A 24,432-nucleotide genomic window follows, 5' to 3' on the forward strand; every position below is an offset into this window, starting at 1 on the left:
ATTTATTCATCACTGGCTGCTTGGGGTGATAAACTTTTTTATGATCACTGCACTCAAACATCCCCGTACAAAAATTGCTTCACGCAGCCATGGTTATATTGGCCGCTTTGCACCATCCCCATCTGGTGACCTGCATTTTGGTTCTTTAGTCACTGCGTTAGGCAGTTTTTTACAGGCGAAAAGTCAAGGCGGACAATGGTTACTCAGAATAGAAGACATTGACCCGCCTAGGGAAGTCGCCGGCTCTAGTGAGTCAATCAAGCGTTGCCTTGAAGCGCACCATTTACTATGGGACGGTAATATTGTTTATCAAAGTAGTAGAGGCGACTTATATAATGAAAAAATTCAATATTTGACTGAGCAGGGGTTAACCTATCAATGTCAGTGTTCTCGTGCCCAGTTAGCAAACCCCGATTTTGGCCGGTTATGTGTTTGTGCTGATCAAAATATGAGCTTTGAAAATAGTGCAGTTAGATTCAGATCTTATGATGACCAAAAGCCGTTTTATGATGAGTTGTTAGGGAAAGTTGATTTGCCTAGGCATGATGTGCCTATGCAATTTACCGTTAAGCGTAAAGATAATTTGTTTGCCTATCAGTTGGCTGTGGTGGTTGACGATATAGAACAAGGCATTACCGAGGTAGTGCGAGGGGCCGACTTATTAAATGCAACATTATTTCAGCTTGCACTGTATAAAGGGTTTGATTGTCCTGCTCCAAAGTTCTTACATTTCCCTGTAGTGGTGAGTGAATTCGGAAAAAAACTGAGCAAGCAAAATCATGCTTGTGAAATAAACAATAATGATGCTAGTAATAACCTAATAAACGCACTTGCATTTCTTGGTTTATCACCTTCAAAAGAGCTGAAACAAGATTCTGCACAAAATATATTAGAATGGGCTATCTGTGAGTGGGACTTGAGTAACATACCCGCTAAAACAGAATGCATTGATAATAGAATTGGGTAAGCAGACAGTATATGATTAGCGCCGAATTTTTCCGCTCAAACCGGCGGTGTATAATAGAGCAACTAGAATAAATAAGGAGCACAGCATATTATTTCTCGCGTAATTGACAAAGTCAGGAGTGCTCTTCGCACTAAAACCATAAACAAACCCGCTACACTTGTTGCGACTGTCATTCCTCGTGCAGAACATTCCGTTTCCCGTGATTCAATGAGTGAAAATGCGCTCAAAGTACTTTATCGCCTGCATAACAGTGGTTATAAAGCGTATTTAGTTGGTGGCTGTGTTCGTGATGTGTTGCTAGGTAAAGAGCCAAAAGATTTTGACGTCACCACTGATGCCACACCTGAGCAGATTAAAGGGTTGTTTCGTAATTGCCGATTGATTGGACGAAGATTTAGATTAGCGCATATTGTGTTTGGTCGTGAAATTATCGAAGTCGCTACTTTTCGTGGCCATCATGAAAACAATGATGAAGGCGAGTCAAAAGTCAGTAAGCAGAGCGACCACGGCCAGTTACTGCGTGACAACGTATTCGGTAGCATTGGAGAAGACGCGCAACGCAGAGACTTCACTATTAATGCCATGTATTACAATATCGCTGATTATTCAATCAGTGACTTTGCTGGCGGTATGCAAGCGATTAAAGATAAACAAATTAAACTCATAGGTGATCCTGAAACCCGCTATCGTGAAGATCCCGTTAGAATGCTCAGAGCTGTAAGATTTGCTGCCAAGCTTGATATGAATATAAGTGAAGAAAGTGCTGAGCCTATTAAACGTCTGGCACCTTTAATGGCAAATATTCCAGCGGCCAGATTATTCGAAGAGATCCTTAAATTATTGCTAGCGGGGCAAGGTTTAGCGACCTATAAACTATTAACAGAGTTTCATTTGTTTGAACCTTTGTTTCCACAATTAGCGCCTTTATTACTTCAGGCCGACAGTCGCGAAAATCGATTTGTAGAGCAAGTGCTTACTAACACTGATAATAGGATTAATACTGGACAAAGAGTCACTCCTGCATTTATTTTTGCTGCCTTAATGTGGTATCCATTAGAAGAACGATGTCAGGAATTAATGGTTGAAGGTGGCTTAAATCACTTTGATGCTTTTAACCTTGCATTAAATGACGTCATGCATCGCCAAATTCAACGCATTATGATCCCTAAGCGCTTTAGTTCAGCCATTCGGGAAATTTGGCAGCTTCAAAATCGTTTACCTAAGCGTTATGGCCGTAGAGCTTATCAATTACTTGAGCACCCAAAATTTAGAGCCGCATATGACTTTTTATTGTTACGTGGTCAGATAGAAGGAGGCGACTTATTTGAACTGGCTCAATGGTGGACTGATTTTCAAGATGCAGATGAAGAGCAGCGTAAAACTATGCTAGAAGCCCTGCGTGTTCAAGAAGGTGCTCTTGCCAGACGCCCAAGACGTAATCGTAAAAAACCTAAACCTAAGTATGATTGAAGTTTATATTGGTTTGGGCAGTAATTTAGCGCTTCCTGAAGAGCAATTACAGGCAGCATGTGTGAGCTTGGCTGCGTTACCTGGTTCTGAATTGATTAGGTGTTCAAGTTTGTATCGAAGTCAACCCATGGGTCCGCAAGATCAACCAGATTATGTGAATGCGGTTGCACTTATCACAACGATGCTTTCGCCAGACACCTTGTTGCAACAAACTCAATTAATAGAAAATCAGCAAGGTCGAATACGCAAGGCTGATAGATGGGGGCCTAGAACCTTGGACTTGGATATGCTGTTGTTCGGTAGACAACAGATTGATAACGATTATTTAACGGTTCCTCATTGTGGTATGAAACAAAGAGAATTTGTTCTTTATCCGCTTTTTGAAATAGCTCCCGATTTGATTCTGCCTTGCGGTGATAAACTATCAGAGCTCGTCAAAAAGTGTCCGAAAAATGGTTTACATAAAATGGCCCGTTTAGTGGTGATTTAGAAGTTCAGAAATTAATCGTATAGTGCGTTACCATTCGTAACTTACCAGGCAGTAGAAAGTATTTTTTGATGACATCAAAATTGGAGTATATCTAATGAAAAAAGTAACGACTTCAACCTTGCTTAAAATGAAGCAAGAGCATACGAAAATCACTGCTTTAACGGCTTACGATGCGAGTTTTGCTAAATTGTTTGATGAGCAAGGCATCGATGTTTTATTGATTGGTGACTCACTTGGGATGGTACTAAAAGGTGATGACGATACATTAAGTGTTACCCTTGAAGATATTGCTTATCATACTCGCTCTGTAAAAAAGGGCGTTGAGAGAGCATTTGTCGTGGCGGATATGCCTTTTATGTCTTATTCGACACCCGAACAAACTTATTTGAGTGCTGCCGAATTGATGCGTGCAGGAGCAAGCATGGTTAAATTAGAAGGAGGTAGTTGGTTACTTCACACAATTAGGGGGTTGAATGAACGTAGTGTACCCGTTTGTGGGCATTTAGGTCTAACACCTCAATCGGTGCATGTATTTGGTGGATTTAAAGTGCAGGGCCGCAACGACTTACAAGCCGAAAACATTCTCGAACAAGCCATAGAATTAGAACAAGCAGGTATCCAGTTATTAGTACTGGAGTGTATCCCAACAGACTTAGCGGCCAAAATATCTCAACGCCTTAGTATCCCAGTTATAGGAATTGGTGCTGGAGCGAAAACAGATGGCCAGATTCTTGTGATGCACGATATGTTCGGTATTAGCGCAAACTATATGCCTAAATTCTCAAAGAACTATTTGCAGCAAACTAACAATATGCGTGAAGCGGTCAGCCAGTATATCAAAGAAGTTCAAAATCAGAGTTTCCCATCAGATGAACACAGTTTCAACTAATGCTCGTTTGTATCTTTACAGTATGCAATAGCAACTCATTATTAAAGTAATTTATCACTATGCAACTTATCACTAAAATTTTAGACCTAAGGGAAACAAGACGGACTTGGCAAAACAGTGCCAAGGTGATTGCTTTTGTTCCTACTATGGGGAATCTACATCAAGGTCACCTTAACCTTGTTCGTGAAGCCAAAAAACAAGCAGACATAGTCGTGGTGTCAATATTTGTTAATCCTATGCAATTTGGTCCTGATGAGGATTTAGAGGCTTACCCTAGAACATTGCAAAGCGATAGCCGTCTACTGGAAAGTTTAGGAGTCGATGTGCTATTTATGCCTGACGCCAGTGACATCTATGCTAGAGGGTTAGAGCAACAAACATTTGTGGAAGTACCAGGTTTATCTTATATGATTTGTGGGGCCAGTCGACCAGGACATTTCCGTGGAGTGGCGACAATAGTGTGTAAACTATTCAATATGGTACAGCCTAACTTAGCCTTCTTTGGTGAAAAAGATTTTCAGCAATTGCAGGTTATTAAAGCTATGGTGACCGACTTATCAATGAATCTAAAAGTATTTGGCGTGGCAACTACCAGAGAAGATGATGGTTTAGCTATGAGCTCGAGAAATCAATATTTAAGGGGCGCACACCGTAAGTTAGCGCCTACTCTTTACGAAAAAATGCAACAATTGGTAGGAGAAATCCAAACCGGTCGCAGAGATTTTATTAAGCTAACACAAGAATATAAATTAGAATTATCCAAACTAGGGTTTAATCCTGACCACCTTGAAATTCGAAATATAGAAAATTTGTTACAGCCAGGCCATGAAGATCAGGACTTGGTTTTGTTGGCAGCAGCGTTTTTAGGAAAAACCCGTTTGATTGATAATCTACAATTTCGGTTAAAAGCAAAAATTTGAAATATAGGCAAGTTAACTTTCCTTGCCTATTTATGTTCAATATAAAGTTTTCGCCAAGCCTTAGTATTGCTGGCAATAGTAAATTGTTCATCCAAAATATTTTGTAAGTCAGTATGTGTTGTTAACGGATTAGCCAACACTACCCTGAAAACAGTAATCGCCTGGTCGGGGTATTTTTCAGTTGTTAATCGTGTTCGCGAGACAAATGACTTACCTGCCTCTCTTTGTTTTTTCTGCACAATTACCGTTAAATTATCCAGTTCCATATTTAAAATATGGCTAATTTCTGGTTGCATCTCCATTTTTTCTTGGACAACCTCAGGATTTGCTCTGTAGGTCAATAGAGACAACGTAGGCGCCGTGATCAGCTCAAAATCGGGGTGTGACTGTATCATTCGGGCAAATTTTTTGGCTTTTTCTATACTCTGGTTAATGAGTAACTCATAACCTTGACGACCAAATATATGTAACGACGCATACACCATCATTGCCATACCGTTTCGAGAGCCTTCTAACGTGGTAGCACCTAAATCTTTCGATCCTGCGCGCAATATGTATTGAGCATGATGGCGAACCGCATTACTGTCATTGGGGTTTTTAAATAACACCATTCCAGCTCCCATTGGCACATACATTTGTTTGTGGGCATCAATAGTCACTGAGTCTGCTCTTTCAATACCTTTAAGCAAACCTCTGTGCTCTTGAGAAAACAATGTTGCTCCACCCCAAGCTGCGTCTACATGAAAATGACAGCCTAGTTCTTTTGCTACGTCTGCAAGTTCATCTAGTGGGTCAACATGCCCTGTTTCAGTTGTTCCTGCGATACCTATAATAGAAAGTATTTTGTTACCATCTGCTTGATATTGTTTTCCTACAGCTAACGTTTTTTCAGCAGACAAGCGTTGAGAGGGACAGTCGATGGTAATCATCTGTTGTTTGCCTAGGCCCAATAGATCGACTGTTTTTGATAACGAATAATGGCCACGTTTAGATGAAATGATACCCATTTTCTTATAACCATAATGCATCATTCCTGCGGCTAGCCCTTCTTGATCCACGCCTCTAAATTGAACGGTAGAAGGAAGGGCTTTGTTTCTTGCGACCCATAATGCAGTGATATTGGCGATAGTTCCACCGGAGCAAAATGCACCTAAAGCGTGGTTCGCACTATGTAAATAGGTATGGTAAAAATCTCCGGGTTGTTTGTACACTAACTCGTGCATCATGCCCAGCATTTGCCGCTCAAGCGGAGTGAATGCTTTAGACGTTTCGATTTTCACTAAATTTTGGTTTAAGCCTACTAATAATTTTGCCAAAGTCAGGTGAAAATACGGTAATGCCGAGGTCATATGACCAATAAAACTAGGAGAATATGTATTAACTGAGTTAGCGACTAACTTTTCTAGAAGATCTTCAGCATGTTTTGATACGAACTCTGGAGTTTCAGGGACTGCATACTCAGCAAAATTTTTCTCAATTTGTGCAAGAGAATTAACCTTGGTTACAACATGTTGTGACAAGAAATCTGACAAATTATCAGATAGGTGTTGTTCAATTTGTGCCAGCTTAGAGTCCTTGCCTTCAGGCATGGTGAATACTTTATACAGATGCTCTAAACTAACCTTGGCTCCGCCCACTATTTCCAACCTGTCTACAAGAAACCAAGTCAAATATTTTACCTTAATTGTTGCAATAGACCAATAGGTGTCTACACCACAAATTAAACAGTCAAAGGTATTATCCGAGAATGTTAAACGGGTTATATTATGATCTAAATAACTGAGGTATGAGTCGATTTTTGTATGCAACTTACTTAAATTAATAAGTGATCGATAGTTTCACTCGTTATGACGTAGTGCCTTCTTTTCATCTAATTTTCATCTAATCATGAATTAAAAATAACGTGTTCTGAAGCTATGCATATCAGGCTGGATTTTTACCACCTGATGAACATTGTTACTCACTGGTATAATTTTTATTTTTGGTTGAAAGACAACAATCAACGAGCAAGTAACTCAAACTGTACTAAGTCGCAGTATCGATTATTTTTAGAGACATCCAGATGACTTGGAACTCTAATCTAAGTTGTCGAAAATAACTGACTCAATCACTCTCAACTTCTTTAATCTCAACTCTCCTTAATCTCAACTTGTGCATTACCCAAACCATTATCGGATTTTTATTGAAGTTACCGCGCAAAATACATTAATGAATAATACTAAACTCAGTCTGTTTTCTGAATTTTGTGATGCTCTGGGTATTATTTGATCAGGCAGCAAGTGATGTAAAAACAAAAGGTTTTGTCAAAGGACTCATTTGTTCTTTCACTAGTAACAATATCGTGGTGGTAGCTGAACAGATTGAGGATCAAAAAAGATGCGCAACAACAGGTATTTGATGCGCTCAAAGATTTTATTTTTGCCAACCTAGGGTAAAAATGAATTATCACCTTGCATCAGTTCACATTAAATGTAGCCATTGGCATTACTTTATTATTATAAATGAGCCGTTAGCTGCCAACTACTTTGACCACTTTGCCAGTACTTTCGTTCGAAGGGTGTCATGGCTTTATCACTCTCAAATAGTGCAATTTGATTCTTAACATGTGCAATATCTAAAGCGGCAGAAAACTCTTGAATATACAACTGCCAATTACTTCTGACCTCAAGTATACCGCCCAGTTCTAGTATATCTTTTAATGCAGATGTGGCATACCAACGACGTTGAAGATGTGCCGATTTGGGGTATGGATTAGGATACAATAAATAGTGTTTAGTTAGTTTCTTATCATTCGCAACCAGTAATCTTAAAAAATCATTGAGATCTGCACGCAGCACCAGATAGTTTTGTAACGCACTGGCATATGAAGTGTGTTTGTCTGTGCGCAGTGCCGATTTATCAATACCTATAACCCGAGCATTTGGATGAGCTTGCGCTATATTAACTGTACTTTCACCCACACCACAACAAGAGTCCAATATCAGCTCACCCTGCCATTTCCCGAGCCAATTAATGGCTTCTTCAAATGCTTGTTGGGTATGCGAAGACAGTGGCCTTTGACTTACACTTAAAAGTTGACGAGTAACAACTTTTTGTAAATTCTGATGAATACCTGTTTGGTTGGTACTGATTGAGCGCGCTGGTTGTTGCATTAACTTCGAATGCCTACACCACGGCTGATAAGGGAATAAGCCCAACAAAGTAACACTACATTGAAGCCTATCAATATGCCTAACGACATATAGAAACTAATATCTGAAACACCAAGAAAACCGTATCTAAAACCACTTACCATATAAATAACAGGATTAATTTTACTGACCCACTGCCAAAATTCAGGCAATAAACTTAATGAATAAAAAACACCCCCTAAGTAAGTCAATGGAGTTAAGATAAAGGTTGGTACAATACTTACATCATCAAATGAGTTGGCAAAAATGCCGTTAATTAGACCTGCTGTAGAAAACAGAACTGTGGTTAACAGTAGTGTTATAATAATAATAAGAAAATTATGAATATGTATATCTACAAAAAACAGCGATACAATTGTGACTATTACACCTACTATCATTCCTCGAACTACACCACCACCAACAAAACCTGCAATAATGATCCAATTAGAAACAGGTGCAACCAATAACTCTTCTATGTTGCGTTGATATTTAGCACTATAAAAAGAAGAAGATACATTGGAATATGCATTGGTGATAACTGCCATCATTATTAAGCCGGGAACAATAAACTCCATATAACTAAAGCCCCCCATTTTGCCTATTCTGCTACCAATTAAATTACCAAATATCACAAAATACAGTGACATAGTAATCGCAGGTGGCAGCAGAGTTTGGATCCAAATCCTTAAAAAACGTAAACATTCCTTGCGCCACATTGTTCTGAGGGCCACCATATTAAGACTGTTCATAGGCTTAAAGCCCTGTATACGCTCAAGGCTACTCATGTGTGTCTCCTGTAAGGTGTTTTGTAGTCATGTTATCATCTACAGAGGCTCTTCCAGATTCGACCATTCTAACAAATAGTTCTTCTAGTCGATTTGATTTGTTACGCATACTTAATACTTGTATCTCTTTTTGAGTTAATTGTTCAAAAACTGAGTTAAGACCGGCCTTCTTGGGCACCTCTACTTCTAAAGTATGTTCGTCAACTAAACGGCTTTCAAAACCATCTAAGGTTAGGGAACTCATGTCCTTAGACAAATCCAGCACAAAAGTTTCAATATTTAAGGTGGCAAGCAAGGCTTTCATACTGGTATTTTTAACAATAATACCTTTATCAATAATTGCGATATTACGACATAACATTTCAGCTTCTTCAAGATAATGAGTCGTTAAAATAATGGTCACACCCTGTTGATTAATTTCTTGTAAAAAAGACCACATTGAGCGGCGTATTTCAATATCTACGCCTGCGGTGGGCTCATCAAGAATAAGCATTCTAGGTTCATGCATCAAGGCTCTAGCGATCATTAACCGTCTTTTCATACCACCAGAAAGTTGTCTAGCCGGTGAGTTGCGTTTGTCCCAAAGATCGAGTTGTTTAAGATATTTTTCGGCTCTAGGTTTAGCTATATTTTTTGGAACACCGTAATACCCTGCTTGATTCAGCATGATTTGTATTAATGGTTCGAATTGATTGAAGTTAAATTCTTGTGGTACTAACCCAATGCAAGATTTTGCCTCAATAGGCTGAGTCGCTAAAGAATACTCAAATATATCAATATCGCCTTGTGTTTTGTTCACTAGGGAGCTGATGATCCCTATCGCAGTCGACTTACCTGCGCCATTAGGTCCAAGTAAGGCAAAAAAATCTCCTTGTTTTACTATTAAATCAATCCCTTTTAAGGCTTCTGTACCACCCTTATAAGTTTTGGTTAATCCTTTGATACTTAATGCGTTCATATTGACTGCCATCTAATGTGTTGAATCGAAACTGTAAAATAATTACGCATTTTGAGACCGCGTTAGTAGATGTAAACACTTACAACGACTTAAAAGGACATAAGTGGTATTTATTTTTGAGAAGAAATAAGAAGATTTTGGGTTGTATAGTATTGTGCCTACTATCAGTAATTCAAGCTTTGTGTGAATTGTTTTAGGTTTGTTCAGCGAATAGGTGATTGTGGCTAAGTGTTTATTTTGTGCAGACGTTTAATGTTAGTTTTTTCCAATTACTTTTAAAAGTAAAAGGGCAGGCGCCCTTTTGTTGCGACTTGCAATCTAACCCAATTAACAGTCTATTGGGTCTTGGCCTAACTTTTCCTTTGTGGCTATGCAGGTTTCCTTTATTTTTGTAGATGCATCTGTTTTTAACTCGCTCGCTTTTTTCTTCGTTGCATACATCACGTCAGACGCTTTTTCGGCTGTGGCATCATACTTGTCACTGGCTTTATCTTTTATATCACTTGCCATAACAGTCGCTTTTTCGGCTGTAACATCATATGTGTTGATAGCTTTGTCTTTTAGCTCACTTGCCATAACAGTGGCTTTATTAGCTAATTCAGACGCGCCATTCTTTGTTTTGTCATACATATTCAAAGACTTCTCTTTTGCTTGAGTAGCGATTTCTTCTGCTTCTGAACCTACTTCTTTAGCTGATTCTTTTTGGTTCTCAGTACAAGCGCTTAGTCCGATACTGAGTACGGCAAATATTATTGCAAGGATAATTTTTGAAAATGTCATGTTATTCCTAATTGTATTTTTATTAATAGTATTTCGCTTGATTTGCACTTGGTTCATACAAAGTGGCCCTCGTTCCATTTTTCCAATACATTGTTGAATAAAGGGCGGGTTAAGGTTACGTCATATTAGAGGGGAAAAGTTTTTATTTATGTCTTTAATTCACAACCAGTGATTTCTATATCGCTACTGCTCCCACGATATACCTATGGACTGGTTCAGTTAACACAGCGTCAAATGGATAACAAGTAATCGGCTTTAAATTGGGTTAGTCTATATCGAAGGTGTCGTTATTAATGTTACTTGGGATATAATCCAGCTATGAGTATGAAGTCATCCTTAGAATTTTCACCTTAAACCGCTGACGCCTGTGTTTTGTTTTTACTTCGATAACATCACCTCTTTGTACTTTTTCGTGACTTTTCGTGACTTTTCGTGACTTTTCGTGACTTTTCGTGACTTTTCATGGTTTTTCGTGGTTTTTTAGGCTGCTAAACGGTGTGTAGCGGTGGCATAATAATATGTTATTACCCCTTTCTCCCGGCTGAGCTATTGAACTGTCGTGGGTAGATGCAAATGCTAGGTTTTTGGTACTTGAACCAGTCAATACATACCCACTTTTACTCTTGATAATAAGTTCAGCAACCGGATGAGTATCTACCCACGGCCAAGGTTTGTGTTTTTTATCAAGCTAAAGTATCTATGCCAAGCATCAGCTATTAAGTATCGCGCTAACTCTGCTTTAGCAAATATATAAAACCCCACCAGAAAAAAGTGCGCAGACTGTGGTGCTGATCTTAATTTTGGCCGCCAACTTAATACAAAACCAGGATTAGCGATATTGCTATCTGATTCTTGCACTTATTCACTGCCGTTTTTTAGCCGATAAGAAACGACAGCATGGAATACACTTTTAATGTCCTGCACTTCTAATATCCTGCACTTTAAAACCCGCGTGCAAGCTGACTTGCAATTCAATGAGGTTATTTGGCTGGCTTAACTGATTTGATTGGATTTTATTAATATATGCTCAGCGTTTCTTTCGAACCGCTGAGCATATATCGATTTGTAATGGTCGCAGAAAACCGCAGACTATATTGATGCTGCTCAAAGTTTAGTTTTTGCTGGTATCCAAGTTCCACTTCAATTGTTTCATCAGGGCCGATATTGGGCATGGAATTAGAAGACATACTGAGCCGCTGTTGTATTATTAAACTCGCTTTTTGCCTTTGACTTGAGGATAAATATCTTTTGCTTCATATTTTTCGTTAATTTGCCCTTCTATGTTTCGCTTCCCCACCGTTATCAAAAAATGATCAACGGTGGAACTATTTGATAAGGGGAATACGTGAAGAACATTAACCCAATCTTCACCTGTATTTTTGAACGTTTGAGACTATGAAGCTCGAGCGACGGTAGCTGTCACTTTGATATCAATTTTAATTTAAAGCAACAGGCTAAGTGAGTGTTGTTGAGATGTTTCGCCTTGTTCAGATTGTTCGTGCATCAAATACAAAGTGCCACTTTGGGCATCTTTATAATTATTTATGGGATGATTTATTAGACCGTTATCTTGTTTTTTAATCGTTGTTGCGACTGTCTTTAAAAGGGTTGTCACCTTTTTTTACTGGTAAAAGCGAGCACTGCAAATTGCGATGCCCCTTCACAATAACTACCAAACTAATAACGGCAAGTTTAGGCAGTGATAACATAAAACGGTTCCTTAAATAGCATTTAATCAAAAGCACATAATCAAAAGCACGTAATCAAATTTATTGATTGGCCGCTGTCATGTCTGTTTGGTCATCAGATACTTTTAACATTACTCGACGGTCAAAAAAATCATCTTCAAAATGCACACCTGCGCTAACCAATGAAGATTCTCCAAATGATTGAGTGATTACCTGTTCTTTTCTAACGTTATTATCTACTAAGTAATTTTTAACTGTTAACGCACGCTGTTCTGAAAGGGCTTGGTTAAATGTGCTATCGCCACGTTTATCAGCGAAGCCTGATAATGTAATACTTAACGTGGGATTTTTTTTCAGCGTTTGAGCTATTAAGTCGAGTTGCGACCTATAGTGTTCCTCCAGAACATAGGAAGCGGTTTTGAATTGAATATTACTTTCAATTTCTGGGACTATCTGTTTATAAGAGGCTTGTTCTAATGCATTATCCATTGAAGCAATTTGCACTGCTAAGCGTTCCTGTGCCTGTTCAAAATTTTGTTGCATCACAAATAATTGTTGGTCTTTTTGTTGAAGCGAATGGTTAACCGTTTCCAGTCTTTTATCAGAGTTTATGTCTTCAGCTAACATCACACCAAAGATGCCTGTAATGACCGCGCCTATCGGTCCGGCTATGGCAGCACCGATTACTACACCAGAACTCAAACCAATTATTTCATTAGTCTTTTCTTCCTTCTTTTGTTGCTCAGCGATGGCGCTGCCAGACAATAAGCAGGTGAGCGCGATAGCGGTTGTGATTTTAGTATTTGTCAGTTTCATTGTCTTCTCCAAGAGGGTGGTTGTTTGTTCCTCATTAGTAAACAAAAATTATATGGCTGATTTAGGGAGACAATATGGCAATCTTGAGGTCAATTGTGGCGAAAAAATGGAAATTACACTTTTAATCAATTTATCGACTTAACCTATACAAGTTTACTATATAGTTAATTTTCGAAAATAAAAAAAGTCAGTAAACAGGCGTAGGTTATGTCAAAACGTATTGCCTTGGTTGAAGATGACCAAGCACTTAGAGAAAATTATATCGTTGCTCTTAACAAACATGGTTATGAGGTGCAACCTTATGCTAATCGACGTAGCGCAGAACAAGCATTCTCCGAAAAATTACCAGATCTAGCAATTATCGATATTGGGCTTGAGGATGAAATTGACGGCGGTTTTGCTGTTTGTCAGCTATTAAGAAATTTATCTAAGACTTTGCCTATTATTTTTTTTACTGCACGAGACAATGATTACGACACTATTTGTGGTCTGCGAATGGGTGCTGATGATTATCTAACCAAAGATATCAGCTTGCCGCATTTATTGGCCAGAATAGCTGCACTATTTAGACGAACAGAGTTACTAGACAGGCCACAAACACAAACTGACCTTATTCAAACTGGCGACCTGTCGATAGACAGCAAACGTATGACGGTCAGCTGGAAAGGGCAGGGCATTGAACTTACGGTCACCGAGTTTTGGATGTTACACGCGATTGCTAAGTTTTCAGGGCATGTCAAGAGTCGCCAACAATTGATGGATGAATCAAAAATGGTAGTAGATGACACCACCATTACTTCTCATATCAAACGTATTCGTAAAAAATTTATGCAGGTCGATCAACATTTTGACAACGTCGAGACTGTCTACGGCATGGGTTATAGATGGAAAAGTGCTTAAACATGTTATCTCTTCTAGATTGCGCGTTTTGGGTGTTAGACCGATGAGTAAACTACGTTTTGGTCTGCGCCTTAAATTACTTTTTTTCTCTTCATTTTTATTAACTATACCTTGGTTGGGCTATCAATATGTGTGGGAGATGGAAACGTATCTGCGGATAGGTCAAGAACAAACTATGGTGGGAACGGCTCGTGCTGTAGCCACAGCTCTACATGAACGTCCGGCTCTGTTTGATAGTCAATCTGCCTACCTGACTGACGTTAAACCAGGTACTGATTTGTATGCCCATAAAATTGCCTACCCTATTCAATTAGATGGCAAGTTAGATGATTGGCAAGACTACCGACACTTATCCATTGCGTATGACGAGCAAAATCTAATTGATTCAATCCAAGATTACCAATTAGACAGCCTGCACTTTACACATATGGTCGGACAGTACGATAGATTTTTGTATGCGATGTTTGATGTCACTGATAACAAAGTATTACTTAGGCCAACCAACAGTTTACGTATTGATAAAAATGATCATTTACAAATAGCCATGACCGACCAAAGTGGTTTATTTCAGCGCTATATCATCGCGCCAACCCAACCAGGTTGGGTAAATGCATATTTGTTAAAAGATGACTTGGACTCATTACAACCAGAAAGGTTAGAAACCAAAATTCAAGGCCAATGGCGAAATACAGTAAGCGGTTATCAACTCGAATTACGTTTTCCTTTAGCTATGATATCAAGCAAAATTGCCTTTGCAATTGTTGACGTTGATGATCCACAAACTAGATCTGTGGAACAGATCATGGGCACTGCTAATCCGTCTCAATTAGATTCATTAGGCACAGTGTTGGTACCTTCACCAGAAATAGAAAAAATACTTAAAGGGCTTCAGTACTCCAACGCTAGAGTATGGGTTGTAGATAAACATATGCGAGTGCTCGCACGTTCGGGAAATATTCAAAAATCATCTGGAGTGCACAGTGGTTCACTCAACAATTTATTCAGCAATAATGATCTAGACCATCAAAAAAGTGGCTGGGAATATATAGAAAAGAACTGGTTGTTACCACTTTATTATCAAATATTGACGAAGCCACCTGCAGATTTTGTGGATGACTTGCGCGACGCATTTGCCTTACAAGGGCAAGATATAAGCCAAGCACTAAGTGGTAAACCAAGCACATTGTGGCGTTTAAGCTCAGATAATAAAGCGGTAATCATGTCGGCTGCACATCCTATTTATATTGATGAAAAAGTTATGGGCGCAGTTGTAATAGAACAAACAACTAACGGTATTCGTACTCTTAGAAATAAAGCGCTTGAACAACAGTTTCATTATATTTTACTGGTTATTTTGATCAGTACATTAGCATTATTTTTAATTGCTTCACGTATTTCTTGGCGTATTCGTAAACTTAGAGATGACACCGAAAATGCTATTGATCAACAAGGCAAAATCATTGGAGATATAGTCCCTTCATCCGCCGGAGATGAAATAGGCGACTTATCTCGGACTTTTGCTCATGTGCTAAGCAGGCTCAGTCAATATAATACTTATTTAGAGAATATGGCTTCGCGTTTATCCCATGAATTACGAACACCTGTGGCAATTGTTAATTCCTCTTTAGATATCTTGTTATTGGAACAACAAAACCCAGAGACTAAACAATACGTAGATCGCGCTAAACAAGGTATTACCCGGTTAAGTAAAATACTCACAAATATGAGCGAAGCAACACGATTAGAGCAAGCAATTCAAAGCAACGATCATGAGACATTTGATTTAGAGGAATTATTGAAAGGTTGCGTGGCTGGTTATCGTTTAGTTTATGCCAATAGAACATTCGATGTGCAAGTGTCGGTGTCTCATTCGACGTTTCACGGTTCACCTGAGCTATTCGCTCAGATGTTAGATAAAATCATAGCTAATGCAGTTGAGTTTAGTGAAGAAAATTCAGCCATTAACCTACAAATGGTGAATAGTGAACCGGGTTATGTGTTAACCATCACCAACCAAGGTATCTTGTTACCAAAAAATATGCAGCACCAATTACTTGATTCAATGGTTTCAGTGCGTAAGCAGCAAAATACCGAACAATCACATTTGGGCTTAGGTTTGTATATCGCTAAAATCATTGCACGATATCATCAAGGTAATATAAGAATAGACAATCTTAAGGATCAATCTGGAGTCGTCGTGACTTTAGTGTTTAAGGATTTAAAGATTTAAGGTGTACTTTATCTACACAAGTATAATTTAGCCTTGTTTGTGTTTACGTGCCATCCCCCAACCTATGATGCCAGCACCTATTATTGCGCCGATCCAAGCATAGGGTTCCGTTGCAGGTGAAAGTTGTTGGGCAAAAACGATCGTCATCATAGAAAAAATGCACAGTCCCCAACCAAATATCTCGACTTTACTTAGATACTTGGAAAGTGAAAAGTTCGATTCTTTGGGTGCTTTTTGCATACCTAACCTCTATGGTTTTGTGACGTAATCTAATGACTTGATACAATGACTTTGAAGGTCAACACGATACCAGCTAAATTCAAAAAACCAAGAGTTTAGTCTCAGTATTCGTTAACTTTCCTCTACACCGCAGATAATCCATCCAATAAACATTGAGTGTTTATTCACTATATAAATCTGAATGAATAAAAGGCGCCATGGCGAGTAAAATAGCTTGTCTGTATACACTTTCTCTTGTGGCTAAACCATTGGTTAAAAGGCCAATTGCGCCTTGTTTTTGTTTGACGTTATCAGTATTAAAAAATCTGTCCATAACATCACCCAGTTCTTCACCACCTTCGAGAGCTCGATATATAGCAGGTGGTAAAGGTAGGTTACAACTACGTCCAATAGATATTCTTTTTTGATCAGCGATGGCTACATATGCAAAAGTAGCGGGGCCGTATTTAAATTGGTCGACGCCGCCTTCAATCGCCAAATAAAAGTCAGCCTGGGTGTGCTGTTGACAATATTTAACTCGGTTGATGGCGCCTAGTTGTGTTTCGTCAACTGTCATTGGTTGATCTGCTACCTGCGAGGGCGCGTTTATACCGACACACTCCAATTCATCTGAAGAAAAAATATCACATATTGCTGCTTTAGCTGCGTTAATTTTTACTGGGTTTTTTGACCCAACTACAATTTTAATCATGCCATCCCTTTAAGGTTTTGAAAGGTCAATCTAGAAAATTACTATGTTAATAAAAAAGAAATGGTAACATTAACAGCCAAATTAAATATTAAAACACTACTCGATTACATCGATTTAGCACGATATAATCTTTATTTGCCTGATAATAATAAGAGATACGAAGATCGTCATGAATAATGTGCCTCCAGAATCTTTGATCCGCACCTGGGTGTGGATGATGTCCGAAAACAACGAGCCAGAATTGATGAATAAAGGCCGGGAAAATTTAGTTAATGCCTTTGGCAGTTTACAAAAAGCCATTGAGTATATTGAACAAAAAGTTGCTTCTGGTGATGAGAATTAACGTTTTTTTCTCTTGAAAATTCATCAGTTACAAGGGCATATTCAATCGATTTATTTAGTCGAATACTCGCAAAAGTTGTTGCTACTTGATGGCTGTTGTCGCGCAGATATCACGATGCTTGAGCAGTTTATTACTGGCGACTTAAACAGGTCTTTCTCTGATTTAAAAATGATTGTTGTTACCCATATGCATCCAGATCACGCAGGGGCAGCCCACAAACTGCGTAAAATTACCGGTTGTAAAATTGCTAGCGCTAATATGCCGAGACAATGGTACTCAGGACTAAGCGGCAGATTGTCACACCTAATCGATATTGCATTAGCCACATGGGTGGCGAGCAGAATGCGCAAAGTTAGAAGAAACTTATGGTATTCACCACACCTCAAAATTGATTATGCATTAATGGATCAAGATACTGTTCCTGGTTTTGATGATTGGTGTGTGTTGACGACTGAGGGGCACACGGATCGGGACTTATCTGTGTTGCATCGACCTTCAAAACGTATCTATGTGGCAGATTTATTGGTCAAGGTAAAAGACCGTTTTATCCCGCCTATTCCAGTTCATTTCCCTGAACAATATCGAGCTTCAATTTTAAAAGTGCAAGCTTTGCAACCTGCTTCTATCATGTTGGCACATGGTGGCGAAGTACAATTAGCCGAGCGAGACATTGCACACGTGTTAACTGTGGCACCCAGGAAACCTTTCACCGTTTGGACACCAGCTAAAAATAAATTAAAACGTTTATTACTCAGAAAAAAAGGCTAAAGATGGTTAGCCTTTTTTGTAGAGCATCTCATTGTTAATAGAAGTGCCTCCAAAGTGCAGTATTTATAAAGTGCAGTATTTCTATAGAGTCAGAGTAGATTTATATCCTCATTTCTTTCATTTCTTTCACACAATAATCTACCGCTCTGACTGTTATTGCCATAAATGTAAGAGAGGGATTTTGTACCGCAGTTGAACAAAAGCTGGCTCCATCGGTTACAAACAAATTGTCCACATCATGACATTGATTGAAACTATTCAGCACAGAGTCTTTTGGATCACGTCCCATCCTCGCCGTTCCTACCTCATGAATGGCGATACCCGGGTTCCTTGTATCGACCGAATTATAACTCTCAATTTCTATCAGACCCGCTTTGGTTAGCATATCTACCGCAGTTTGCTCGGCGTCTGCCATCATTAATTTTTCGTTTTCTGACCAAGTGCAGTCAATATGTATCAGCGGTATACCCCACTTATCTGTTTTAGTGGGGTGCAGAGCCATGTAATTATCGAAACGAGGTAACATTTCGCCTTGTGCGTTAAGGTCCATTCTCCACCTTCCTGGTTTGGTCAGCTTGGCTTTGTAGTCTGCGCCTATACCTGGTTGATGGGCGTTGGTCGGCCAGTTTTCTCGATGACTACCACCTGCTAACCCATAACCACGAACATAACCTTGCTTGTATAATGAAGGTTTGTACTGAAAATTAGGTACTAGGATACCTCCAGGGCGCCTACCTGAGTAATATTCATCCTCAAAACCCTCAACGGTGCCGATGGCCCCCGCATTGAAATTGTGGTCCATCAAATAATGGCCGAGTACTCCAGAGCTATTAGCAATACCATTTGGGAAAGACTTCGTTTTGGTATTTAGCATGATTTGTGCAGAACCCAAAGTTGAAGCACATAAAAAAACCACTTTAGCAAAATATTCACGGGTACTCAGGTCGTCGTTATCAACAACCCTGACACCCTTAACTCGTTTGGTTTTTTCATCATAGATTAGACTATGCACAACACTGTTAGGGGCAATAGACAAGTTACCTGTTTTAGCCGCAGCGGGGAGTGTGGAGCTTTGGGTAGAAAAATACGCACCAAAAGAACACCCCTTATGACATTCGCTTCTTGCCTGGCAAGTCACACGGCCTTGTTCCAAGTGAAGTTGTGTAGGCTTTGTTAAGTGGGCAGTGCGGCCCATAATTAGTTGCCTATCAGGAAAGTGTTGCTCAATTTTCTGCTTAACATGTATTTCAGGTGCAGTCATTTCAAGTGGTGGCAAAAACTCACTGTTCGGTAATTGTTCAAGATTTTCATCACTACCACTTATGCCTACAAACGTTTCTACATAGCTGTACCAAGACTCAAGATCCTCGTAACGAATAGGCCAATCGTTACCGTGTCCATCTGCTTTATTGGCAGAAAAATCAAAATCACTAAAACGATAAGATTGTCGATGCCATAGAAGAGATTTTCCACCTAATTGGTTGGCTCTTATCCAGTCAAAGCCAGTGCCTTGCTCAGTGCTGTAAGGTAGGTCTTTATCATTGCCAAAAAAGTGTTTGGTCATATCACTGAAGGCGTAGCATTTTTTCTGTACGGCGTATTTTTCTTCGGTGAGCAAGTTGTCAACCTTGGTGCGGTTTTCAAACTCCCATGGAGCTTTACCTTCGGTAATATAGTCCTTTCGATGTTCGACGACGCGACCGCGCTCTATCATTAACGTTTGCATGCCACGTTCACAAAATTCTTTGGCAGCGAAGCCTCCGGTAATACCTGAACCTACTACTATGGCGTCGTATACTTGGTCGCTCTCGTGAATATATAAGTCTGTTGTCATTTTATCTACCCGTGATCCTGTTCGGTTATGCCCGTTTGCTGGCTTCCAATTAACATTTAATAATAAGCTAGCGAACCCCAAGATTTTGTATCTGCATTAGCGGGTATTGAACCGATAAAACTACCAGGTACAGCTTGGTAATTTAGTGCTTGAGTCGCACCTACCTCAGAGGTGAAATAGCCAAATACTATGAGCGCTTTTAGAAAACTAAATTGTTCTTTTTGAATATCTGACGACTTATCATCAATTTCAATTTTTGTTAAAAGTTGCTGCTGTTGCTGTGGTTGCAATAGTGGAAAGGTTTTACCAAATTCTCTATTCGCATAGGTGTCCACCGTATTTATGATGTTGATACAGTCTTCTTGCTGTTGTTCAGAGTGACAGTGTTGCAGCTGATGCTGAACAAATTCATGGCATCCAACTTCGACTGCACTGGGCGTGTCTGTTCTTGGTAATATGGTCTCGCACAAACTGTAAAGAACAGTCAATTCGTGTTCTGAAAACAACTTACTATTTTTTGGTGGGTTAGGTCTTTGTGCTGCAAATTGCTTCGCCACTGACACACTGCAACCCGACATCACCGCTGCTGCTGTAGTCACCCCAAACAATTCAACCATTTTTTGCATAAAATTGCGTCGACTGATTTCATCGGTGCCTTTTGTTGGTTGATCTTCATCCTGTCCGTTCAATTTTTTCATAAGTCTTACCTACCATTTTAGGGGGCTAATGATATCTTACGCCCATGATTCTTTGATTAAAGGGTCGCTGTTTGAGTCTGTTTTTTCCGCATGAACCAATAAAACCCTGTAAATGCAGCAATCAAAATTAGCGGGAATATCACTAAATTACTCAAAGCTGCTTGGCCAGATGCAAGAGCTAGATCGTTGCCCGTTAATCCGATAGCTTCAGCTTCGGTAGCTGCACTTTCAATCCAGCTGCCGATAATTGGACTCCAAATTGTGACGGACAACATACCTGCACCACCCATCAGCGACATACCCAAGGCACCAGACTTAGGCACGTATTCACCCACGCAACCAATCATCGTTGGCCAAAAATAAGTTACGCCAAGTGCAAATACTACCGCTGCGAAGTACACAGCAGTGCCTTGAAGTTGGATCATCAGGAATAAACCGAAAGAGGTCAGAATGGCGGAAATAAGTAATACACCTGCAGGAGCAAAGCGATGAACCAAGGGGCCAGCATAGAAACGACCAACCGCCATGATACCTGTGACTAAGGCCAATATCAGCATTGGGTGCGCGCCAGACGCACCGAGTATTTGATTTATCCAAGAGCTAGTGCCTAGTTCGCTGGTGGCTGTTAGGGTCATGCAAAAAATTAAAAATAAATACATAGGTGAAAATAAATGTTTAATATTGTTAGACGTAGAGTTAGCTATTTTATCAAACTCCGGAAAAACACATCCCAGCATCAGTACGCCGTAAATTAATGTTGGAATAATAATGACTGCAACTTGTAATTCCCATCCCAAATTTATGGAGGTCATGCCTGCTGAAATGAGCGAACCGATGACCAAACCACCGGGAAACCAAACGTGAAACTTGTTGAGCATGGTGGTTTTGTTTTTTGGGTATAAATCAGCAATCATGGGGTTACATCCTGCTTCGACTAAACCATTAGCAAAACTAACCAAAAATGTGGAAATTATTAAACCCCAAAAACTATTTGAACTAATAGTTAAGCCTATGCCAATGAGGTGACCAGCAAAGGCAAACCAGACTATTTTCTTAGCCCCGATAGCATTATATAAAATCCCGCCCAACATAGTTGCCACTGGGAATCCAAAGGTTCCCATACCTAAAATCCATCCCATTTGAACTGTGGTAAGGCCATACTGAATGCCTAAGTCCCCGATGATCCCAGCACGGATAGCAAAAGTCATTGAGGTAACGGTCAGTGCTATGCAACTAACCAAAAATACTCTTTTTGCTTGAGCTTCAGTAAACTCTGCGGTGCTATTCATATTGATAGTCTCATATTGATAGTCTCATATTGATAGTCTCATATTAAAAGTCTCATTTTAAACCCAGGATCTTATTATTCATTTCAATGTCGTGCGCTACACCAGCAAAATCATCAAAGGCTTTATCGGTTGGTCTAATCAGGTGTTCACTAATAAATTTAGCGCCTTCTGCGGCACCATCTTGTGGATGTTTAATGCAACATTCCCATTCCATCACGGCCCAACCATCAAAATCATATTGGGTCATTTTGCTGAAGATAGCTTTGAAGTCGATTTGACCGTCGCCTAGAGAGCGGAAGCGTCCCGGCCTATCTATCCAAGCTTGATAGCCTCCATATACACCACTTCTCCCATTAGGAGTAAATTCAGCATCTTTTACATGAAAGGCTTTAATACGCTCATGATAAATATCGATAAAGGCAAGGTAATCGAGTTGTTGCAAAACAAAATGGCTAGGGTCATACAAAATATTGGCACGTGGATGATTACCGACTGCTTCTAAGAAGCGTTCAAAAGTCACACCGTCATGTAAATCTTCACCTGGGTGTAACTCGTAACAAACATCTACGCCGGCTTCATCAAAAGCATTCAAAATAGGTAGCCAACGTTTTGCTAACTCTGTAAAGCCTTGTTCAACCAAACCTGCGGGGCGCTGAGGCCATGGATAGATGGTCTGCCACAATAAAGCGCCAGAAAAAGTGGCGTGACCTTTTAAACCCAAGTTTTGACTGGCTTTAGCAGCATACATCATTTGTTGAATAGCCCATTCAGTCCGGGCTTTAGGATTATTTTGTACATGTTTAGGTGCAAAACCGTCAAACATCTGATCATAAGTAGGGTTCACAGCTACCAACTGGCCTTGAAGATGGGTAGAAAGTTCGGTAATTTCTAGCCCCGCTTCACTGGCAATGCCCTTGATTTCATCGCAATAGTCTTGGCTGTTTGCTGCCGTTTCTAAGTTAAACAATCGACCTTCCCATGAGGGAACTTGGATACCTTTGAAACCTAATCCTGCCGCCCAATGACAAATTTCAGGAAAAGAATTAAACGGTTTTTCATCGCTGGTAAATTGTGCAAGAAATATGCCTGGGCCTTTGATTTGTTTCATTCGGCTACTCCTGAAACGGTTGAGGGAGATATTTCGAAGTCATGCCATTTTATGGCTGATTGGCTAAATTTCACTGTGTTTTCAATAAAGGCCATGCCGCGGATTGCTTCATCAATACCGGGTACGTCGAATGTTGCATTTGAGCATGGTAAACCTTGTTCAAACGCTCGGATCTGTTTTGCGAAATTTTGATAAATATTGGCGAAGGCCTCTAAGTAACCTTCAGGATGCCCTGCAGGTACGCGCATCGCTGACTGTGCCGCGGGGCAAAAGTCGCCTACTCCAGTTCGGATCAATTGGGTAGATTGGGTGTTAGACCTAAGCCATAAACTATTAGGTTCCATTTGTGACCAATCGATACTTGCTGCGTCTCCATAGACCCGTAAACGCAGGTTATTTTCCTCGCCTATCGCTATCTGACTAGACATTAATATCCCACGAGCTCCATTATTAAAGCGTAATAATACGGTGCCATCGTCGTCAAGTTGACGGCCATCGACTATGGCGTTTAAATCTGCGCACATGGCTGAAATATCTGCACCTGTCACATATTCAGCCAAATTTGCAGCGTGAACCCCAATGTCGCCCATACAGCAACTTACGCCTGCTCTTAATGGATCTACACGCCACTGTGCTTGTTTGCTAATTTCATCATCTTTATTAGCTAACCAATCTTGGCTATATTCCACTACTACTTTCTTGATTTTTCCCAAAGCCCCGGTCGCGACTAAGTGTTTGGCTTGTTTGATTAAAGGGTAACCGTTGTAAGTGTGTGTGAGTCCATAAAGTTGACCTGATGTTTTTAATACATCAGCTAGATCTAATGCTTCTTGAAGTGTGAAGGTAGCGGGCTTATCGCTAAGCACATGAAATCCTGCCTCTAGTGCCGCTTTAGCAATTGGAAAATGCAAATGATTGGGCGTAACTATAGAGACAAATTGCATCCTTTCGGTTTCGGGTAATTTCGCTTCTTCGGCGAACATTTGTGTATATTCAGCGTAACAGCGTGTTGCGGGTAAATATAAGCTTTGACCAGAGAATATACTTTTAGCTGGATCTGAACTGAAAGCGCCGCACACTAATTCAATATTGCCATCTAGATTGGCTGCCATTCGATGCACTGCACCAATAAAAGCATCTTTACCGCCGCCGACCATTCCCATTCTTACTTTTTTAGACTGTTTCATGGTGTCACCGGTTATCTATTACATAGCTTTAACAAAAACTAAAAGTTAATATTATGTTAATCATGCTAGCTTATAGAGGCCTTTATAACCTAAGATAAATTCGGCAATTAAATGCAATAAATTCGGCGTGCTATGTTCAGGTGACATCTCTAAAACTCTATTTTAAAGATGGTTAGTAACAGTAGGGTGCTCATTTTCAATAAAGTTA

The 24,432-nt window shown here is 39.8% G+C and carries 24 protein-coding genes and 1 pseudogene; 9 read left to right on the top strand and 16 right to left on the bottom strand.

The genetic code is table 11. The features are described from left to right. The first annotated feature begins 40 nt into the window (after positions 1–40). The 5 genes from gluQRS (at position 41) to panC (ending at position 4,736) form a co-directional block, all read left to right on the top strand. Positions 41–967 carry a tRNA glutamyl-Q(34) synthetase GluQRS gene (gene gluQRS, locus QZ562_RS00260; RefSeq protein WP_293755356.1) on the top strand — a complete coding sequence of 309 codons (927 nt, stop codon included), beginning with the start codon at positions 41–43 and terminating at the stop codon, positions 965–967. A 171-nt stretch (positions 968–1,138) separates the two neighbouring features. Next, positions 1,139–2,437, top strand: coding sequence for a polynucleotide adenylyltransferase PcnB (gene pcnB / locus QZ562_RS00265; protein ID WP_293755409.1), 1,299 nt, complete (start codon positions 1,139–1,141; stop codon positions 2,435–2,437). After that, the gene (gene folK, locus QZ562_RS00270; RefSeq protein ID WP_293755358.1) at positions 2,430–2,927 is read left to right on the top strand and encodes a 2-amino-4-hydroxy-6-hydroxymethyldihydropteridine diphosphokinase; all 498 of its coding nucleotides are present in this window, start codon (positions 2,430–2,432) and stop codon (positions 2,925–2,927) included. Before pcnB ends, folK begins: the two co-directional genes overlap by 8 nt. A 94-nt stretch (positions 2,928–3,021) precedes the next feature. Continuing rightward, positions 3,022–3,816, top strand: a complete 795-nt coding sequence (gene panB / locus QZ562_RS00275; protein ID WP_293755360.1) for a 3-methyl-2-oxobutanoate hydroxymethyltransferase — start codon at positions 3,022–3,024, stop codon at positions 3,814–3,816. 59 nt (positions 3,817–3,875) lie between these two features. After that, positions 3,876–4,736, top strand: a complete 861-nt coding sequence (gene panC / locus QZ562_RS00280; RefSeq protein WP_293755362.1) for a pantoate--beta-alanine ligase — start codon at positions 3,876–3,878, stop codon at positions 4,734–4,736. 26 nt (positions 4,737–4,762) lie between these two features. Here the strand turns inward: panC and panP are convergent, their stop codons facing one another. From panP to pdsO, 9 genes and pseudogenes are all read right to left on the bottom strand, one after another. Then, on the bottom strand, positions 4,763–6,373 hold the full coding sequence (gene panP, locus QZ562_RS00285) for a pyridoxal-dependent aspartate 1-decarboxylase PanP (protein ID WP_293755411.1): 1,611 nt from the start codon (positions 6,371–6,373) through the stop codon (positions 4,763–4,765). Between the two features lie 858 nt (positions 6,374–7,231). Then, complete coding sequence (locus tag QZ562_RS00290; RefSeq protein WP_293755364.1) at positions 7,232–7,888, bottom strand: SAM-dependent methyltransferase; 657 nt, start codon at positions 7,886–7,888, stop codon at positions 7,232–7,234. Then, positions 7,888–8,658 carry an ABC transporter permease gene (locus QZ562_RS00295; RefSeq protein ID WP_293755413.1) on the bottom strand — a complete coding sequence of 257 codons (771 nt, stop codon included), beginning with the start codon at positions 8,656–8,658 and terminating at the stop codon, positions 7,888–7,890. The genes QZ562_RS00290 and QZ562_RS00295 overlap by 1 nt, the downstream gene beginning before the upstream one ends. 28 nt (positions 8,659–8,686) lie before the next feature. Beyond that, the gene (locus QZ562_RS00300) at positions 8,687–9,652 is read right to left on the bottom strand and encodes an ABC transporter ATP-binding protein (protein ID WP_293755365.1); all 966 of its coding nucleotides are present in this window, start codon (positions 9,650–9,652) and stop codon (positions 8,687–8,689) included. Positions 9,653–9,979: 327 nt separating this feature from the next. Next, on the bottom strand, positions 9,980–10,432 hold the full coding sequence (locus QZ562_RS00305) for a hypothetical protein (protein WP_293755366.1): 453 nt from the start codon (positions 10,430–10,432) through the stop codon (positions 9,980–9,982). Between the two features lie 1,016 nt (positions 10,433–11,448). Further along, positions 11,449–11,619, bottom strand: coding sequence for a hypothetical protein (locus QZ562_RS00310; protein ID WP_293755368.1), 171 nt, complete (start codon positions 11,617–11,619; stop codon positions 11,449–11,451). A 20-nt stretch (positions 11,620–11,639) separates the two neighbouring features. Beyond that, positions 11,640–11,813, bottom strand: a pseudogene (locus QZ562_RS21180) (VIT domain-containing protein); the annotation flags it as partial. A 60-nt stretch (positions 11,814–11,873) separates the two neighbouring features. After that, positions 11,874–12,047 (bottom strand): hypothetical protein, encoded by a 174-nt coding sequence (locus QZ562_RS00315; RefSeq protein WP_293755370.1) that lies wholly within the window; start codon positions 12,045–12,047, stop codon positions 11,874–11,876. 154 nt (positions 12,048–12,201) lie between these two features. After that, positions 12,202–12,936 carry a sortase-associated OmpA-like protein PdsO gene (gene pdsO, locus QZ562_RS00320; RefSeq protein ID WP_293755372.1) on the bottom strand — a complete coding sequence of 245 codons (735 nt, stop codon included), beginning with the start codon at positions 12,934–12,936 and terminating at the stop codon, positions 12,202–12,204. A gap of 207 nt (positions 12,937–13,143) precedes the next feature. On the opposite strand from pdsO, the gene pdsR reads away from it, so the two are divergent. After that, positions 13,144–13,836, top strand: coding sequence for a proteobacterial dedicated sortase system response regulator (gene pdsR, locus QZ562_RS00325; RefSeq protein WP_293755374.1), 693 nt, complete (start codon positions 13,144–13,146; stop codon positions 13,834–13,836). A 43-nt stretch (positions 13,837–13,879) separates the two neighbouring features. Beyond that, positions 13,880–16,066 (top strand): proteobacterial dedicated sortase system histidine kinase, encoded by a 2,187-nt coding sequence (gene pdsS / locus QZ562_RS00330; protein WP_293755376.1) that lies wholly within the window; start codon positions 13,880–13,882, stop codon positions 16,064–16,066. Positions 16,067–16,093: 27 nt separating this feature from the next. On the opposite strand, the gene QZ562_RS00335 is transcribed toward pdsS, so the two are convergent. Both QZ562_RS00335 and yjjX read right to left on the bottom strand, forming a co-directional pair. Further along, on the bottom strand, positions 16,094–16,306 hold the full coding sequence (locus QZ562_RS00335) for a hypothetical protein (RefSeq protein ID WP_293755378.1): 213 nt from the start codon (positions 16,304–16,306) through the stop codon (positions 16,094–16,096). A gap of 160 nt (positions 16,307–16,466) precedes the next feature. Further along, complete coding sequence (gene yjjX / locus QZ562_RS00340; protein ID WP_293755380.1) at positions 16,467–16,997, bottom strand: inosine/xanthosine triphosphatase; 531 nt, start codon at positions 16,995–16,997, stop codon at positions 16,467–16,469. Positions 16,998–17,166: 169 nt separating this feature from the next. Between yjjX and QZ562_RS00345 the strand changes: the two genes are divergently transcribed. Both QZ562_RS00345 and QZ562_RS00350 read left to right on the top strand, forming a co-directional pair. Further along, positions 17,167–17,340, top strand: a complete 174-nt coding sequence (locus tag QZ562_RS00345; protein ID WP_293755382.1) for a hypothetical protein — start codon at positions 17,167–17,169, stop codon at positions 17,338–17,340. 12 nt (positions 17,341–17,352) lie between these two features. Then, complete coding sequence (locus QZ562_RS00350; RefSeq protein ID WP_293755384.1) at positions 17,353–18,108, top strand: MBL fold metallo-hydrolase; 756 nt, start codon at positions 17,353–17,355, stop codon at positions 18,106–18,108. Between the two features lie 100 nt (positions 18,109–18,208). On the opposite strand, the gene QZ562_RS00355 is transcribed toward QZ562_RS00350, so the two are convergent. The 5 genes from QZ562_RS00355 to QZ562_RS00375 are packed head-to-tail and all read right to left on the bottom strand — an operon-like array spanning position 18,209 to position 24,224. Next, positions 18,209–19,942 (bottom strand): GMC family oxidoreductase, encoded by a 1,734-nt coding sequence (locus QZ562_RS00355; RefSeq protein ID WP_293755386.1) that lies wholly within the window; start codon positions 19,940–19,942, stop codon positions 18,209–18,211. A 56-nt stretch (positions 19,943–19,998) separates the two neighbouring features. Then, positions 19,999–20,640 carry a gluconate 2-dehydrogenase subunit 3 family protein gene (locus QZ562_RS00360; protein ID WP_293755388.1) on the bottom strand — a complete coding sequence of 214 codons (642 nt, stop codon included), beginning with the start codon at positions 20,638–20,640 and terminating at the stop codon, positions 19,999–20,001. 56 nt (positions 20,641–20,696) lie between these two features. Further along, entirely contained in the window at positions 20,697–21,929 is a 1,233-nt protein-coding gene (locus QZ562_RS00365; protein ID WP_293755391.1) for an MFS transporter, read from the bottom strand. Positions 21,930–21,981: 52 nt separating this feature from the next. Continuing rightward, on the bottom strand, positions 21,982–23,037 hold the full coding sequence (locus QZ562_RS00370) for a sugar phosphate isomerase/epimerase (protein WP_293755393.1): 1,056 nt from the start codon (positions 23,035–23,037) through the stop codon (positions 21,982–21,984). Further along, the gene (locus tag QZ562_RS00375; RefSeq protein ID WP_293755395.1) at positions 23,034–24,224 is read right to left on the bottom strand and encodes a Gfo/Idh/MocA family oxidoreductase; all 1,191 of its coding nucleotides are present in this window, start codon (positions 24,222–24,224) and stop codon (positions 23,034–23,036) included. Before QZ562_RS00375 ends, QZ562_RS00370 begins: the two co-directional genes overlap by 4 nt. Positions 24,225–24,432 lie beyond the last annotated feature (208 nt).

Origin of the sequence: uncultured Paraglaciecola sp., assembly GCF_913058035.1 — a bacterium.
In the GTDB taxonomy this organism is placed as follows: Bacteria; Pseudomonadota; Gammaproteobacteria; order Enterobacterales; family Alteromonadaceae; genus Paraglaciecola.

What these genes read in the sequence shown, in the direction of transcription:
- gluQRS (WP_293755356.1), top strand. Translation starts at nt 41, where the DNA reads ATGATCACTGCACTCAAACATCCCCGTACAAAAATTGCTTCACGCAGC.
- folK (WP_293755358.1), top strand. Translation starts at nt 2,430, where the DNA reads ATGATTGAAGTTTATATTGGTTTGGGCAGTAATTTAGCGCTTCCTGAA.
- panB (WP_293755360.1), top strand. Translation starts at nt 3,022, where the DNA reads ATGAAAAAAGTAACGACTTCAACCTTGCTTAAAATGAAGCAAGAGCAT.
- panC (WP_293755362.1), top strand. Translation starts at nt 3,876, where the DNA reads ATGCAACTTATCACTAAAATTTTAGACCTAAGGGAAACAAGACGGACT.
- QZ562_RS00290 (WP_293755364.1), bottom strand. Translation starts at nt 7,888, where the DNA reads ATGCAACAACCAGCGCGCTCAATCAGTACCAACCAAACAGGTATTCAT.
- QZ562_RS00295 (WP_293755413.1), bottom strand. Translation starts at nt 8,658, where the DNA reads ATGAACAGTCTTAATATGGTGGCCCTCAGAACAATGTGGCGCAAGGAA.
- QZ562_RS00300 (WP_293755365.1), bottom strand. Translation starts at nt 9,652, where the DNA reads ATGAACGCATTAAGTATCAAAGGATTAACCAAAACTTATAAGGGTGGT.
- QZ562_RS00305 (WP_293755366.1), bottom strand. Translation starts at nt 10,432, where the DNA reads ATGACATTTTCAAAAATTATCCTTGCAATAATATTTGCCGTACTCAGT.
- QZ562_RS00310 (WP_293755368.1), bottom strand. Translation starts at nt 11,619, where the DNA reads ATGTCTTCTAATTCCATGCCCAATATCGGCCCTGATGAAACAATTGAA.
- pdsO (WP_293755372.1), bottom strand. Translation starts at nt 12,936, where the DNA reads ATGAAACTGACAAATACTAAAATCACAACCGCTATCGCGCTCACCTGC.
- pdsR (WP_293755374.1), top strand. Translation starts at nt 13,144, where the DNA reads ATGTCAAAACGTATTGCCTTGGTTGAAGATGACCAAGCACTTAGAGAA.
- pdsS (WP_293755376.1), top strand. Translation starts at nt 13,880, where the DNA reads ATGAGTAAACTACGTTTTGGTCTGCGCCTTAAATTACTTTTTTTCTCT.
- QZ562_RS00335 (WP_293755378.1), bottom strand. Translation starts at nt 16,306, where the DNA reads ATGCAAAAAGCACCCAAAGAATCGAACTTTTCACTTTCCAAGTATCTA.
- yjjX (WP_293755380.1), bottom strand. Translation starts at nt 16,997, where the DNA reads ATGATTAAAATTGTAGTTGGGTCAAAAAACCCAGTAAAAATTAACGCA.
- QZ562_RS00345 (WP_293755382.1), top strand. Translation starts at nt 17,167, where the DNA reads ATGAATAATGTGCCTCCAGAATCTTTGATCCGCACCTGGGTGTGGATG.
- QZ562_RS00355 (WP_293755386.1), bottom strand. Translation starts at nt 19,942, where the DNA reads ATGACAACAGACTTATATATTCACGAGAGCGACCAAGTATACGACGCC.
- QZ562_RS00360 (WP_293755388.1), bottom strand. Translation starts at nt 20,640, where the DNA reads ATGAAAAAATTGAACGGACAGGATGAAGATCAACCAACAAAAGGCACC.
- QZ562_RS00365 (WP_293755391.1), bottom strand. Translation starts at nt 21,929, where the DNA reads ATGAATAGCACCGCAGAGTTTACTGAAGCTCAAGCAAAAAGAGTATTT.
- QZ562_RS00370 (WP_293755393.1), bottom strand. Translation starts at nt 23,037, where the DNA reads ATGAAACAAATCAAAGGCCCAGGCATATTTCTTGCACAATTTACCAGC.
- QZ562_RS00375 (WP_293755395.1), bottom strand. Translation starts at nt 24,224, where the DNA reads ATGAAACAGTCTAAAAAAGTAAGAATGGGAATGGTCGGCGGCGGTAAA.